Source organism: Lelliottia sp. SL45 (assembly GCF_026672535.1).
Lineage (GTDB): Bacteria > Pseudomonadota > Gammaproteobacteria > Enterobacterales > Enterobacteriaceae > Enterobacter > Enterobacter nimipressuralis.
On the sequence record NZ_JAPPRH010000003.1, the window covers coordinates 107,747 to 121,730 of the forward strand.

Below are 13,984 nucleotides of genomic sequence, written 5' to 3' on the forward strand. Positions count from 1 at the left end.
TACTATCCATCGATAAAATAGATACATCATGCGCTACTCTCCCGAAGCCCTTACCGCTTTTGTCGAAACCGTGGCTACCGGTTCGTTCTCCGCTGCGGCGCGGCGCCTGCGTAAAAGCCAGTCCACTGTCAGCACCGCGATTGCCAATCTGGAAGCAGATCTGGGGTTTGCCCTGTTTGACCGATCCGCCCGTCAGCCGGTGTTAACCGAACAGGGCGAGCAGGTGCTGGGTTACGTGCAGTCGATTCTGGCCGCCAGTGCGCGGCTGGATGAACTGGCCGTCTCCCTGACCGCCCAGACGGAAGCGCGGCTGACCTTTGTGCTCTCGGACACGCTCAACCCGGACGTGCTGGAGGATCTGATGATCCAGTTCGACAAGCGTTTCCCACATACGGAATTTGAGTGTTTGATTGGCGAGGAAGAGGATGTCATCGATCTGCTGCAAAAAGAGCGTGCGCAGGTCGGTCTTACGGAAGCGCGCGATATTTACCCCACCGGGATCGGCGTGATCCGCCTGCCGATGCAAACCCAGATGGCGATCTATGTTGCCACCACCCACCCGCTAGCGGCGCAGGGAAGAGTGGAGGTGGATGAGCTGCACGGCTGGCGCGAACTGCAGCTGAGCACTTATCTGGAACGGGAAACCACCCAGGTGCGCGGCCCCATCTGGTCTGCGCCTAACTATTTGCTGCTCCTCAGCATGGCGGTGCAGGGCTTCGGCTGGTGCGCGCTGCCCTGTGCGCTGGTGGAAGAGTTCGCCGCGGCGAAAAGCCTGGTACAAATCAACGTTCCCGGCTGGCCGCGCACCATCGCCATCGATCTTCTGTGGAACAAACGAAGCCCGCCAGGCGTCGCCGGAAGCTGGCTGCGCCAGTATCTGCAGGACGCGCGCTAATCCTGTGACAAAACTCACTTATTTTAAACAATTACGTTAATTGTTGATAACAATGCATCTACTATCAGCGGTGTCATTTTGCGCAGAGGTAGAGATGAAAGAGGTCGTGATCGTGGGGGCGTTGCGTACGGCAATCGGCTGTTTCCAGGGCGCGCTGGCTCGCCATTCTGCAGTGGAGCTGGGGAGCGTGGTCGTCAGGGCGCTGGTCGAACGCAGTGGAATTCCCGCCCATGAAATAGATGAAGTGATCCTGGGCCAGGTGCTGACGGCGGGCGCCGGGCAGAACCCTGCGCGTCAGGCGGCACTGAAAGGCGGGCTGCCGAATACTGTGTCGGCGATCACGATCAACGACGTCTGCGGTTCGGGTCTGAAAGCGCTGCATCTGGCGACGCAGGCGATCCAGTGCGGCGAGGCCGATGTGATCATTGCCGGCGGCCAGGAGAACATGAGCCGCGCGCCGCACGTCCTGACGGACAGCCGCACCGGCGCACAGCTCGGCAACAGCCAACTGCTTGATAGCCTGGTGCATGACGGCCTGTGGGATGCGTTCAACGATTACCATATGGGCGTGACCGCAGAAAACCTGGCGCGGGAATATGGCATCAGCCGTGAGCTTCAGGATGCCTATGCGCTCAGTTCACAGCAAAAAGCGCGTGCCGCCATCGACTCAGGGCGTTTTCGTGATGAAATCGTGCCGGTGGACACCCTGCGCCACAACGGCGAGCTGCTGATTATCGATACGGATGAACAGCCGCGCACGGATGCCAGCGCGGAAGGGCTGGCTAAACTCAATCCTGCCTTTGAAACGCTCGGTTCGGTGACGGCGGGCAACGCCTCGTCGATCAACGACGGCGCAGCGGCGGTGATGATGATGAGCGAAAGCAAAGCCGAAGAGTTGAATCTGCCGGTGCTGGCGCGCATCAAAGCGTTCGCCAGCGTGGGCGTCGATCCTGCCCTGATGGGCATCGCTCCCGTATATGCCACGCGCCGCTGTCTTGAGCGCGCGGGCTGGCAGCTCAGCGACGTGGATCTGATTGAAGTGAATGAAGCGTTTGCCGCACAGGCGATATCGGTGGGGAAAATGCTGGAGTGGGATCCGAGCCGGGTGAACGTCAACGGTGGGGCGATTGCGCTTGGGCACCCGATTGGCGCATCCGGCTGCCGTATTTTAGTTTCGCTGGTGCATGAGATGACCAAGCGCAATGCCCGCAAAGGGCTAGCGACCTTGTGCATTGGTGGCGGGCAGGGCGTGGCGCTCGCCATCGAAAGATAACCGGACTGAAATAGGTCTCTTTTTAGAAGCCTCCTTATTGGAGGCTTTTTTGTGTGCGCTGAAATCTATTTTTACGCTTATGAGATGATTCTAAAGCCTCCAGTAAAATCCAGAAACTTCATATTCTGATCAAATATCCTCTTTTTGTGATCTTACACCTGAAATTCCCTTTTAATGCCCGATGTTTGTTGATGGGTGTCACGTCGATCTTTGCCAAAAAAATTGAAACAAATAATTACGATCTCGATCACTAAAATATCGTTATTTAAAAAATAAAATGCAATTTCATAAAAACGAAACATAATTTTATTTGAGGGTTTTGTCATGTTTAAAAAATCTCTGGTCCTTGCTTCTCTCGTTGGTGCGTCTTTCGCAGCTCAGGCTGTTACCGTTGATTTACGTCACGAATACATCGACAGCGGCTCTAACGCCGACCGTGTTTCCGTGTCACACCGCTTCGCCAATGGCTTAGGTTTTTCCGTTGAAGCAAAATGGAAATCAGGCGGCGATAAAGCCGACCAGCCTTTTGCGGATGTCGTCGGTAACGGCCACGAAGACCAGATTAGCTGGCGCTGGAAAGCCACCGACAATATTGCGCTGACACCGGCATTTACCATCGAAAGTAATGACAGCCGCACCATCTATAAACCGAATCTTCATTTGCAATACAGTTTCGACAGTGGCTTCTATGTGGCTGCACGTTATCGTTACGAATATACGCGCTATCCTTCAAGCTCAAATAAAGACGACGATAAAGTTAACCGTGGCGATGCGTGGGTAGGCTGGGTAATGGGTGATTTCCGTACCGAGCTGAACTATGTCTACGCGAAGAGTTCAGAAGGGATGATTCGTAATAATAATAAAGATTATTCCAACGAATATAACGCTAAGCTGGCATACAAATGGGATAAAAACTGGGCGCCGTATGTGGAAGTGGGCAACGTGGGCGTGAAAGAGACCGACGAACGTCAGACGCGTTTCCGTTTAGGTGTGGCATATTCCTTCTAAATAATAATAAACAGTACCTCCGGGAAAAAGCCGGCTCGCATGAGCCGGCTTTTTTATGCCTGTCGGCAGGGGGTATTCGCCTGGTCGGGTCGAAATCACGAGCAAACAGATGTTCTTCAAACCAAAAAAAAGCCCTCCAGGAGGAGGGCAAGGCCAGTTACAGAAACACTAACTTAAATCATGCATGCAACATTTCAGGTTGCTCGGGGAGTTTCGCGATATAGAGAGCGGGTTTGCCGTCTTTATCGGAACTGAACAGCACCGCTTTATCATCCGGAGTAAAGGATGGATGCGGATGGGTCACCTGACGGCTGTTTGCCACGGTGGCCCAGGAGGTATCGTGACGGGCGATGCGGAAGTGCGCTTTTTTCGCCACGTCAAAGGCGTACAGATAAGGATCGTTATCGATGGTGTAACCGCTGGTGTCTTTCACATCCACCGGCGTACCAGAACCGTCGCCGACCAGCAGCGTGCCGTCAAAGTTGCTCATCAAATGAGAACAGGCTGGCATCTGCATGACCGCGTCGTTGACGCCGGTGTCCGGGTTAAAGCTGTAAATGGTGCGGCCCTGCTGACCTTTCAGATACGAGACATACACCAGCGCGGAGCCGTTTGGCACCCAGAATTCGTGCGTGCAGCTTTCGCCTTCGGCGTGCTCTTTCACTTTGCGCACATTGCTGCCGTCTTCGTTCACCATCCACATCCGCGCATCCACCAGGTCGTGCGGGCCTTCGTGGCAGAAGGCGACGGTATTGTCGTCGAACGGGCGATAGATAGGGTGGCCGAGCCAGTTTTTCTCTTCGTGAATGGTCGCGCTTTCACCGGTTTTCAGATCCACGCGCAGCAGGCGGCAGTGTGGCCCTTTGTGGAAGAAGTCGTGGAAAATTTTCCAGTCGTTCAGTGGCGTCCAGTCGCTTTTGGCGATCTCGATCCCGACCAGTTTGGTGCAATCGCTGTTGGCGACCCAGGTGCCGTAGCCGACCCACTCGTCGGAGACGCGATACACTTCGCGCTCGACCAGCGTGTCCAGATTCACTTCCAGTAGAGTGCGGTCGTTTTTGACGTAATAAAGGGACTTATCATCCGGCGAGAGAAAACCGCCAAACGTATTGTCACCCGCGCCTTCCGTCAGCTGCACCGCTTCGGCTTTTTTCAGATCCAGCAGATAGTAGTTCCAGTGGCCGTCGAACTCTCCGGCGAACAGCAGATGGCTGCCATCATTAAAGAAGCACTTCTGATAAAAGTAGTTTCGATGACAGGTTACTTCCGGTGGGGTCAGGCGAGTGATTTCCACGCCTGTATCCGGATCGCGGCTGACGTCATAGTTCAGCTTGACCCGCATACCTTTAGCCATGATGCGCTCCTTTAATATGACCGCAGGATACTTTCTGCCAGTCAGATCTGAATGTGAGATAAGTTAAAAACTGAGTGTTAAATTATCAAAACATCGTTTCAATGTGTGTGACTGATGGCGCACTTTGTAAGAATAATTGTTTGTCGTCAGGGCTATCTTTGATTTTGAACGTGGAATGTTTTCTCTGCGGTCAAATCTTAAAGGTTTTATAATTGATTGTTTACTATGATAAATATTCTGCACCTGTTTTCCGTATGCCACCTTTGCATCCCTGTCAACGCTTAACAATCGTGATCCAAACTACACTTCTGTTATTAAGATGCAGAAAAAGTGAAACATCGTTTTAAATGTAATTGAAAACCCATTTCGCAGCGGATACTATGTGCTCATAGAGAAAACGGAACGTTGTTTCGTTAATCATCCTTGCCCTCGGGCACGATCAATTCTGGAGGTAAATGTGGACGTCAGACAAAGCATCCACAGCGCGCACGCTAAAACACTGGATACTCAGGGTCTGCGCGATGAGTTTTTAGTTGAGAAGGTGTTTGTAGCTGATGAATACACCATGGTGTACAGCCACATCGACCGCATCATCGTCGGCGGGATCATGCCAACCACTAAAACCGTTTCCGTGGGTGGCGAAGTGGGTAAACAGCTGGGCGTCAGCTACTTCCTGGAGCGTCGCGAGCTGGGTGTGATTAACATCGGCGGGCCGGGCACTATCACGGTAGACGGCACCTGCTATGAAATCGGTCATCGCGATGCCCTCTATGTCGGCAAAGGCGCGCAGGAAGTGGTATTCGCAAGCATCGATAGCAGCAAACCGGCGAAGTTCTACTATAACTGCGCACCGGCGCATACGGCATACCCAACCAAAAAAGTCACTCCAGCGGATGTTGCGCCAGTCACCCTCGGTGACAACCTCACCAGCAACCGCCGCACCATCAACAAATACTTCGTTCCTGATGTGCTGGAAACCTGCCAGCTCAGCATGGGCCTGACCGAACTGGACCCAGGCAACCTGTGGAACACCATGCCGTGCCATACCCATGAGCGCCGCATGGAAGTGTATTTCTATTTCAACATGGACGAAGACGCCTGCGTGTTCCACATGATGGGGCAGCCACAAGAGACGCGCCATATCGTGATGCAAAACGAGCAGGCCGTGATTTCGCCGAGCTGGTCCATTCACTCCGGTGTTGGCACCAAAGCCTATACCTTCATCTGGGGTATGGTCGGTGAAAATCAGGTCTTCGATGACATGGACCACGTCGCTGTTAAGGATCTGCGCTAGTCGCGGGCAGTGAAGCATAAACCTGCCTGTTCGTGACAGGCTCTGAAAGATTAAGGAACAAACATGATTCTGGATGCATTTTCTCTGCAGGGTAAAGTAGCGGTCGTAACCGGGTGTGACACCGGCCTGGGCCAGGGTATGGCGCTGGGTCTGGCGGAAGCGGGCTGCGATATCGTGGGGATCAACATTGTTGAACCGACTGAAACCATCGAGCGCGTGACTGCGCTGGGTCGTCGCTTCCTGAGCCTGACCGCGGACCTGCGCAAAATCGACGTGATCCCTGAACTGCTGGATCGCGCCGTGGCGGAATTTGGTCATATCGATGTGCTGGTCAACAACGCGGGTCTGATTCGTCGTGAAGACGCGATCAACTTCAGCGAGCGCGACTGGGATGACGTGATGAACCTGAACATTAAGAGCGTGTTCTTCATGTCTCAGGCGGCGGCGAAACACTTTATCGCCCAGGGTAACGGCGGCAAGATCATCAATATCGCCTCCATGCTCTCTTTCCAGGGTGGCATCCGTGTGCCGTCTTACACTGCGTCAAAAAGCGCCGTGATGGGCGTGACCCGTCTGCTGGCAAACGAGTGGGCGAAGCACAACATCAACGTCAACGCGATTGCACCAGGCTACATGGCGACCAACAATACCCAGCAGCTGCGTGCGGATGAACAGCGTAGCGCGGAAATTCTCGACCGCATCCCGGCGGGCCGTTGGGGTCTGCCAAGCGATCTGATGGGGCCGATTGTCTTCCTGGCCTCCCCGGCATCTGACTACATCAACGGCTACACCGTTGCGGTGGACGGTGGCTGGCTGGCGCGTTAATTCTCGCCTTATAAAGAAAACCTCTGCCTGGTGCGGAGGTTTTTTTTGCCAAAAAATCAGCTTGTCCATATTCGCAAAGTCATAAAATCCATAGTGAAAATCCATGATGGATGCATATCACAACTTTATTGCTTATAAATTAATGCATTAACAATAAATGGTGATTAATTACCCAGAGTTGAAATTGTAATGTCCATCACAGATCGCTACTGCCCAGCCAAATAATCCATAACTTCGCGTCTAACAGCCTGACACTTTTGCTGGCTTTCTCGTAATTTCAGTTAACGTCTTAACGCTGTTCAGGCAGGAAATTATGACATCTATCAATGACTCTACCTTTATGCCCCGCGCCCTGCGCGATACCCGCAGAATGAATCTGTTCGTGTCCGTTTCAGCGGCGGTGGCCGGTTTACTGTTTGGGCTGGATATCGGCGTGATCGCCGGTGCGCTGCCGTTTATCACCGACCACTTTACGCTTAGCAGCCGTCTGCAGGAGTGGGTGGTGAGCAGTATGATGCTCGGCGCGGCGCTGGGTGCCCTGTTCAACGGCTGGCTCTCTTTCCGGCTGGGGCGCAAATACAGCCTGATGGTGGGGGCAGTGCTGTTTGTCGCCGGTTCGCTCGGTTCCGCGTTTGCCACAGGCGTTGAAGCGTTACTGCTTTCCCGGGTGCTGCTGGGCGTAGCGGTGGGGATTGCGTCCTACACGGCCCCGCTCTACCTCTCTGAAATGGCGAGTGAAAACGTGCGCGGGAAAATGATCAGCATGTACCAGCTGATGGTGACGCTGGGTATCGTGCTGGCATTTCTTTCGGATACTTATTTCAGCTATAGCGGCAACTGGCGCGCAATGCTGGGCGTGCTGGCGCTGCCCGCCGTACTGCTGATGGTGCTGGTGATTTTCTTGCCGAACAGCCCGCGCTGGCTGGCACAAAAAGGGCGCCACGTGGAGGCGGAAGAAGTGCTGCGGATGCTGCGCGATACCTCGGAAAAAGCGCGCGAAGAGCTGAATGAAATCCGCGAAAGCCTGAAGCTGAAGCAGGGCGGCTGGTCGCTGTTTAAAGCCAACCGCAACGTGCGCCGCGCGGTGTTTCTTGGGATGTTGCTGCAGGCGATGCAGCAGTTTACCGGGATGAACATCATCATGTATTACGCGCCGCGCATTTTCAAAATGGCCGGTTTTACCACTACCGAACAGCAGATGATCGCCACGCTGGTGGTGGGCCTGACCTTTATGTTCGCCACCTTTATCGCCGTATTTACCGTCGATAAAGCGGGGCGCAAACCGGCGCTGAAAATTGGTTTCAGCGTGATGGCGCTCGGAACGCTGATCCTCGGCTACTGTCTGATGCAGTTCGATAACGGCACGGCCTCCAGCAGTCTCTCCTGGCTCTCCGTCGGCATGACCATGATGTGCATCGCAGGCTATGCGATGAGCGCTGCGCCGGTGGTGTGGATCCTGTGCTCGGAAATTCAGCCGCTGAAGTGCCGCGACTTTGGTATCACCTGTTCCACTACCACCAACTGGGTGTCGAACATGATTATCGGCGCGACCTTCCTGACGCTGCTCGACTCCATCGGCGCAGCGGGAACCTTCTGGCTCTATACGGTGCTGAATGTGGCGTTTATCGGCATCACGTTCTGGCTGATTCCTGAAACCAAAAACGTCACGCTGGAACATATCGAACGCAAGCTGATGGCGGGGGAGAAGTTACGCAATATCGGCGTCTGATTTTTGCTGCCCGGCGGCGCTACGCCTGCCGGGCTTTTTTTACACTCGCGCTAAATACAGCGCCGGCATTCCTTCCTCATCCGACGTATACAACACCCACTGATTATCCGGTGAAAACGACGGGTGTGGATGCGTCACCTGGCGGTCACCGTCCAGCACTTTCCAGCTGGTGTTATGCTGGCAAACGGCGTGTTGCGTTCCGGTCGCAATATTAAATACCCAGATAAAAGGATCGTTCAGGCTGATATCGCCCGTGTTGTGCGGCGCGCCGTCGCCCACGATCAGCGAGCCGTCGTGGTTACTCATCAGATGCGAACAGGGCGGTATTGCCATCAGCTGACGATTTTCCAGCGTCAGTGGATCGGCGCTGCAAAGATAGCGCTGAGGATCGTTCTCCTTGTGCGCGACGTAATAGAGCGCGGAACCATCCGGCACCCAGAATTCATGGGTAAAACTTTCCCCCGGCGCATGCTGGCGCACCTTGCGAAGCTGGCTGCCGTCGGGATTGATGAGCCACATACGGGCGTCGATGGCATCTCGCGGTCCTTCATGGCAAAACGCCACTGTGCTGTCGTCAAACGGACGATAGATCGGATGCCCGAGCCAGCGTTTTTCCTGCAAAATCACCTGCTGCTCGCCGGTGCGTAGATCAATATTGCTCAGGCGGCATTCGGGCTGGGTAAAGTAAAAGGCGCGGAACTTGCTCCAGTCGGTCAACGGCTGCCAGTCACGCTTTTTGATTTCGATCCCGACCAGTTTTGTGCAGTCTGAATTCGCGACCCAGGTGCCATACGCCACCCACTCGTCGTCGACCGCATACACAATCTGCTCTTCGAAACTGTCGAGACAGACGCGCCGCAGTTCGCGGTTGTTTTTCACATACCACAGCGAGTTATCATCATGAGATAAGAACCCGCCAAAGGTGTTATCACCCGCACCGTCGGTGAGCTGGGTGGCCTGCTCTCTGGCGATATCCAGCAGGTAGTAGTTCCAGTGGCCCTCAAACGCGCCGCCAAAAATCAGCTTGCTGCCGTCCTGAGTAAAACACTTTTGATAGAAGTAGTTGCGGTGACAAATGATGTGCGGGGGCGTCATCCGTATCACCTCGTGCCCCGTTTCACTGTCCTGGCGCGTGCGAAAATTCAGCGGGATGATTTTGCCTTTCATAGCGTGTTCTCCGGATAAAAAAATACCCTGCTACCGGAGGTAGCAGGGCAGGGAAGGTCACAGGAATTAGCGCATCGCGCGTTTCAGGATACGTTCAGCCTGACGCTGGAAGTCGGTTGCCGTCTCTTCCACGGATTTCTGACCGTAGTCGAGATACTGCAGGGAGGTGCCGAACTGCGCCACGATCTGCGGGTCGTCAAAGTATGGCGAGACAGAGAGTTTGGCTGGCAGAGACTGCGCCAGGCGCAGGCCCGCAACGGCCGGATCGTTCTCTTTGATGGTGCCGTCTTCTGTCAGGTATTGCACCGCCACTTTACTCAGCGGCACGCCGCGCTCCAGACCCAGCGTATCCACCCCTTCTTTGCTGTTCAGCAGGAAGTTAATGACTTTTGCTGCGGCTTCCGGGTTTTTGCTCGATTTACCGATAGAGAGCATCTGCGCCGGTTTGAAGAACAGGCCAGCATCCGTTGCGCCTGGCAGCATTGGGTAGCTACCCAGCTCCAGTTTCGCCGGTGGCTTCAGGTTGTCGGAATACTTGTTAATGGTGGAGTTCCACATGTAGGTACCGCCCCATTCACCCTGAATCCACGGCTTCATTTCATACATGTTGCTCTTGCCGAATGACGCGTAGTATTTGGTGTCTGGCATCACGTGGCTATCCACCAGATCTTTGTAAGTCTGGAAGAATTCCACCCACTGCTCTTTGCTGTAGGAGAATTTTTTCGCTTTTTCGTCAACGGCTGGAATGTTGTATTTCTGAATCATGTAGGAGTTCAGCAGTGCCAGCGTGTCCTGATGTTCCAGAACCACCGGGTAATACTGTTTACCCAGTTTGCTCTCAAAGGCTTTACCCGCGGCTTTCAGCTCGTCCCAGGTTTTCGGGTATTCGACGCCCGCTTTTTTCCAGGTCTCATCGTTAAAATAGAACACGCGCGCGGTCACGGAGATCGGAATACCGTTCAGCTTGCCGTCGACAGTGGTGGACTGCAGCTCTTTGGCATCGAACTGACTTAAGTCGATCACGTCTTTCATTTTGTTGAGATCGTAGAAGCCGTCGCCGGTTTTCGAGAAGATCGGCAGCCAGTTCCAGTTAGTCTGCATAACGTCCGGCTCGGTGCCGCCTGCAATCTGGGTGGTCAGGCGCGACAGGTGGCCGTCCCAGCCGGTGTATTCGGCTTTGACGTTAATGTCCGGATGCTGTTTGTGGAACTCTTCTAACGCTTTCAGGGTAACCTGATGGCGGCCATTACCCCCCCACCAGGACATACGTAAATCAACATCTTGCGCCATCGATGGCAAAGCAGTAAGGCCCAGGGTAGCGGAGATTGCTGCGCTTAAAAGCACTTTTTTCATTTTTATAACTCCAGTTAGATTGAGATGTTCAGTTCAGTTTTTGCATCAAAAATGTGGCACTTATTCATATCAAACTTGAAATACACCTTACGGTGAAGTCCTTTATCAATCATAGGCTTAGCTTCATCGGAAGGAATTCGGGCAGTCAGTTCGTAATCAGAGACTTTCAGGTAGACGAAGAACTCGTGACCCATGTTCTCTACGCGGACCAGCTCGCCGCTGCAGCTACCTTCTGCGAACGGCTCGTCAGAGACAGAGACGAATTCCGGGCGGATGCCGTAGAAGGTGTCTTGCGCCTGATGGCCGATCACTTTGTCGTGCAGGGTTTCGCTTAATGGCATCGTTTCATTGCCGATGCTCAGCGCCAGACGGCCCTGCTGATCGACCAGTCGAGTGGCGCGAATATTCATCTCAGGTGCGCCGATAAACCCGGCCACGAACATGTTTTTCGGTTTGTGGTAGAGGTTGTCCGGGGTATCCACCTGCATGATGTGACCGAGTTTCATCACGCAGATGCGGTCGCCCATGGTCATCGCTTCCGTCTGATCGTGGGTGACGTAAACGGTGGTCGCCGGTTTACCGGATTTCTTCAGCTGTTTGTGCAGGTCAGAAATACGGATACGCATCGAGGCGCGCAGCTTGGCGTCGAGGTTGGAGAGCGGTTCATCGAACAGGAACACGTCAGGTTTTTTGACGATGGCGCGACCCACGGCCACACGCTGTGCCTGACCGCCGGAGAGCTGGCGCGGTAAACGGTCCAGCAGCTCTTCCAGTTCGAGGATTTTCGCCGCTTCGTTGACCTGTGCTTCAATCTGATCTTTCGGCATTTTGCTGAGCTTCAGACCGAAGGCCAGGTTTTCACGCACGGTCATGTGCGGATAGAGCGCGTAGTTCTGGAACACCATCGCAATTCCGCGCTCTTTTGGCGCGAGGTTGTTGACGATCTTCTCACCGATGCGGACTTCGCCACCGCTGATGGTCTCAAGACCCGCCAGCATACGCAGAGTGGTCGATTTGGCGCAGCCGGATGGCCCGACGATCACCATAAATTCCCCCTCAGCGATTTTCAGGTCGATAGCATGTACCGCTTTGAAGCCGTTGGAGTAAACCTTTTCCAGTTTGTTGAAAATAACTTCAGCCATGATATTTCCCTCTTAACCTTTAATTCCGCTGCTGGTTACGCCCTGTACGAAGTAGCGCTGTGCCAGGAAGAAGACAATGATGGATGGCAGAATGGAGATGCTCGCCATTGCCAGAATTTCGTTCCACGGCGCACCTTCGGTGACGTCGATGGACATTTTCAGAGCCAGTGCAATCGGGTATTTATCCACGCTGTAGACATAAATCAGCGGCCCGATGAAGTCGTTCATTGACCACATGAACTGGAACAATGCGACGGAGATAATGGCCGGTTTCAGAATCGGCACTACCACATACCACAGCACCTGCAGGGAGTTACAGCCGTCGATCTGTGCGGCTTCTTCCATGTCACGCGGAACACCGCGCAGGAACTGAATCAGCATGAAGACGAAGAACCCTTGGGTGGCGAACGCCAGCGGCAGGTACAGCGGCATATAGCTGTTCAGCATGCCCATTTCGCGGAACATCAGGTACTGCGGGATCAGCAGTACGGTGCTCGGCAGGAGCATGGTGGTGATGAGCGTGGCGAACCAGAATTTCTTCCAGGGGATCTCGAAGCGGGCAAAGCCGTACGCCACGATGGTGGAGGAAATAATGGTCAGAATCACTTTCGGGATCACATACTTAAAGGTGTTCAGCATGTAATGGCCAAAGTTGTATTCGGTACCGGTTTTCCAGCCGTTGATAAAGCCGTCCCAGGTGGCGTGTGCGGGCCACAGGCTCAGGGTGGTGAAGATCTCGTGGTTCGGTTTGAACGACGCCGAGAACATCCACACCAGCGGATAGAGCATCAGCAGGCCAACAAACAGCAGGATCACGTAGCGGATACTGGCGTTGATTTTCTCTTTGCGCAGCGTGCGGGCCACTTCGCGTTCCGCGATGCTTCTCGCCGTGGAGAGTTCCTGAATATCAGCCATTTTTGCCTCCCTTATCGGCAGAGTAGAACACCCAGTATTTCGAAGATTTAAAGGCGATAGCGGCAAAGACCGCGACGACCAGGAACAGGATCCAGGCCAGCGCTGCGCCGTAACCCATATCAAAGTACTTGAAGGCGGTGTCGTAGATGTAAAGCGAGAACAGATAGGTCGAATAGGTTGGTCCACCGCCCGTTATCACGTACGGACCGGTAAATTCCTGGAACGCCTGGGTGGTCTGCATAATGAAGTTGAAGAAGATCACTGGTGTAATCAGCGGCACGGTCACTTTCATGAACATCTGCCATTTGGAAGCGCCGTCGATCATCGCCGCTTCATACTGAGACTGCGGAACGTTTTGCAGAGCGGCCAGGAAGATGACCATAGCGGAACCAAACTGCCAGACGCGCAGTAAGGTGACGGACATCAGCGCCAGAGACGGTTCACCGAGCCAGTTCACCGGGTCCAGACCAAATACACCGATAAAGCTGTTCAGCAGGCCATCAATCGCAAACAGCGCGCGCCACAGAACGGCAATAGCGACGGAGCTGCCGAGGATTGACGGAATATAATAGGCCGTTCGGAAGAATCCAATGCCGCGTAATTTAAAGTTCAGGACAAACGCAATTCCCAGCGCAAAGGCCAGCTTCAGCGGGATGGTCAAAAATACATAGGCAAAAGTGACGCCCATGGATTTCCAGAAGAGGGTATCTTCTGTAAACATGTAGCGGTAGTTTTCTATGCCGTTAAATACCGGCGGGCTCATCAGATCGTAATCAGTGAAACTGAGAAAGAAAGATGAAACAAAGGGAAACGCGGTAAAGATTATCAACCCGATTATGTAGGGTGATATCCACGCTAGCCCCAGCATTTTGTTTTCATTCATACATACCTACCTGGCAATCAATGGTTTAAAACGGAATCTGCTGGTGGTGCTGCTGCCCGCATCGGTTTTACGAGACGGGGAAGCGAGTGTTCGGTGTGCGTCGCACGAGGTCTACTCCATTTACCTGCTGATAAATAAGATGTTTT

Annotated in this window: 12 protein-coding genes; 6 read left to right on the plus strand and 6 right to left on the minus strand. The window is 53.7% G+C overall.

Annotation, left to right across the window (positions count from 1 at the left end):
- The first annotated feature begins 28 nt into the window (after positions 1-28).
- The 3 genes from OVA10_RS06535 to OVA10_RS06545 all read left to right on the plus strand — a co-directional run bounded on the left by OVA10_RS06535 (position 29) and on the right by OVA10_RS06545 (position 3,176).
- Positions 29-895: a LysR family transcriptional regulator gene (locus OVA10_RS06535; protein ID WP_100779054.1), complete on the plus strand. Its 867-nt coding sequence runs from the start codon at positions 29-31 to the stop codon at positions 893-895.
- Between the two features lie 94 nt (positions 896-989).
- Entirely contained in the window at positions 990-2,168 is a 1,179-nt protein-coding gene (locus OVA10_RS06540; protein WP_100779055.1) for an acetyl-CoA C-acetyltransferase, read from the plus strand.
- Between the two features lie 324 nt (positions 2,169-2,492).
- A complete protein-coding gene (locus OVA10_RS06545) occupies positions 2,493-3,176 on the plus strand; it encodes an oligogalacturonate-specific porin KdgM family protein (RefSeq protein WP_100779056.1) in 684 nt (227 codons plus the stop codon).
- Positions 3,177-3,354: 178 nt separating this feature from the next.
- On the opposite strand, the gene OVA10_RS06550 is transcribed toward OVA10_RS06545, so the two are convergent.
- Complete coding sequence (locus OVA10_RS06550) at positions 3,355-4,530, minus strand: oligogalacturonate lyase family protein (RefSeq protein ID WP_100779057.1); 1,176 nt, start codon at positions 4,528-4,530, stop codon at positions 3,355-3,357.
- A gap of 457 nt (positions 4,531-4,987) precedes the next feature.
- On the opposite strand from OVA10_RS06550, the gene kduI reads away from it, so the two are divergent.
- The 3 genes from kduI to araE all read left to right on the plus strand — a co-directional run bounded on the left by kduI (position 4,988) and on the right by araE (position 8,378).
- Entirely contained in the window at positions 4,988-5,824 is an 837-nt protein-coding gene (gene kduI, locus OVA10_RS06555) for a 5-dehydro-4-deoxy-D-glucuronate isomerase (RefSeq protein ID WP_100779058.1), read from the plus strand.
- 63 nt (positions 5,825-5,887) lie between these two features.
- Positions 5,888-6,649: a 2-dehydro-3-deoxy-D-gluconate 5-dehydrogenase KduD gene (gene kduD / locus OVA10_RS06560; protein ID WP_100779059.1), complete on the plus strand. Its 762-nt coding sequence runs from the start codon at positions 5,888-5,890 to the stop codon at positions 6,647-6,649.
- Positions 6,650-6,959: 310 nt separating this feature from the next.
- Positions 6,960-8,378 carry an arabinose-proton symporter AraE gene (araE, locus tag OVA10_RS06565; RefSeq protein WP_255409579.1) on the plus strand — a complete coding sequence of 473 codons (1,419 nt, stop codon included), beginning with the start codon at positions 6,960-6,962 and terminating at the stop codon, positions 8,376-8,378.
- A 39-nt stretch (positions 8,379-8,417) separates the two neighbouring features.
- On the opposite strand, the gene OVA10_RS06570 is transcribed toward araE, so the two are convergent.
- The 5 genes from OVA10_RS06570 to OVA10_RS06590 all read right to left on the minus strand — a co-directional run bounded on the left by OVA10_RS06570 (position 8,418) and on the right by OVA10_RS06590 (position 13,838).
- Positions 8,418-9,545, minus strand: a complete 1,128-nt coding sequence (locus tag OVA10_RS06570) for an oligogalacturonate lyase family protein (protein WP_268195649.1) — start codon at positions 9,543-9,545, stop codon at positions 8,418-8,420.
- A gap of 66 nt (positions 9,546-9,611) precedes the next feature.
- Positions 9,612-10,898 carry an ABC transporter substrate-binding protein gene (locus OVA10_RS06575; protein WP_123428604.1) on the minus strand — a complete coding sequence of 429 codons (1,287 nt, stop codon included), beginning with the start codon at positions 10,896-10,898 and terminating at the stop codon, positions 9,612-9,614.
- 14 nt (positions 10,899-10,912) lie between these two features.
- Positions 10,913-12,040 carry an ABC transporter ATP-binding protein gene (locus OVA10_RS06580; protein WP_268195650.1) on the minus strand — a complete coding sequence of 376 codons (1,128 nt, stop codon included), beginning with the start codon at positions 12,038-12,040 and terminating at the stop codon, positions 10,913-10,915.
- Positions 12,041-12,052: 12 nt separating this feature from the next.
- A complete protein-coding gene (locus tag OVA10_RS06585; RefSeq protein ID WP_100779064.1) occupies positions 12,053-12,955 on the minus strand; it encodes a carbohydrate ABC transporter permease in 903 nt (300 codons plus the stop codon).
- Positions 12,948-13,838: a carbohydrate ABC transporter permease gene (locus OVA10_RS06590; protein ID WP_100779065.1), complete on the minus strand. Its 891-nt coding sequence runs from the start codon at positions 13,836-13,838 to the stop codon at positions 12,948-12,950. The genes OVA10_RS06585 and OVA10_RS06590 overlap by 8 nt, the downstream gene beginning before the upstream one ends.
- Positions 13,839-13,984: the final 146 nt, after the last annotated feature.

Excerpts from the sequence above, each read along its gene's own strand:
- OVA10_RS06540 (WP_100779055.1), top strand. The coding sequence starts at position 990 with ATGAAAGAGGTCGTGATCGTGGGGGCGTTGCGTACGGCAATCGGCTGT.
- OVA10_RS06590 (WP_100779065.1), bottom strand. The coding sequence starts at position 13,838 with ATGAATGAAAACAAAATGCTGGGGCTAGCGTGGATATCACCCTACATA.
- kduD (WP_100779059.1), top strand. The coding sequence starts at position 5,888 with ATGATTCTGGATGCATTTTCTCTGCAGGGTAAAGTAGCGGTCGTAACC.
- OVA10_RS06580 (WP_268195650.1), bottom strand. The coding sequence starts at position 12,040 with ATGGCTGAAGTTATTTTCAACAAACTGGAAAAGGTTTACTCCAACGGC.
- OVA10_RS06535 (WP_100779054.1), top strand. The coding sequence starts at position 29 with ATGCGCTACTCTCCCGAAGCCCTTACCGCTTTTGTCGAAACCGTGGCT.
- OVA10_RS06550 (WP_100779057.1), bottom strand. The coding sequence starts at position 4,530 with ATGGCTAAAGGTATGCGGGTCAAGCTGAACTATGACGTCAGCCGCGAT.
- OVA10_RS06570 (WP_268195649.1), bottom strand. The coding sequence starts at position 9,545 with ATGAAAGGCAAAATCATCCCGCTGAATTTTCGCACGCGCCAGGACAGT.
- OVA10_RS06585 (WP_100779064.1), bottom strand. The coding sequence starts at position 12,955 with ATGGCTGATATTCAGGAACTCTCCACGGCGAGAAGCATCGCGGAACGC.
- OVA10_RS06575 (WP_123428604.1), bottom strand. The coding sequence starts at position 10,898 with ATGAAAAAAGTGCTTTTAAGCGCAGCAATCTCCGCTACCCTGGGCCTT.
- OVA10_RS06545 (WP_100779056.1), top strand. The coding sequence starts at position 2,493 with ATGTTTAAAAAATCTCTGGTCCTTGCTTCTCTCGTTGGTGCGTCTTTC.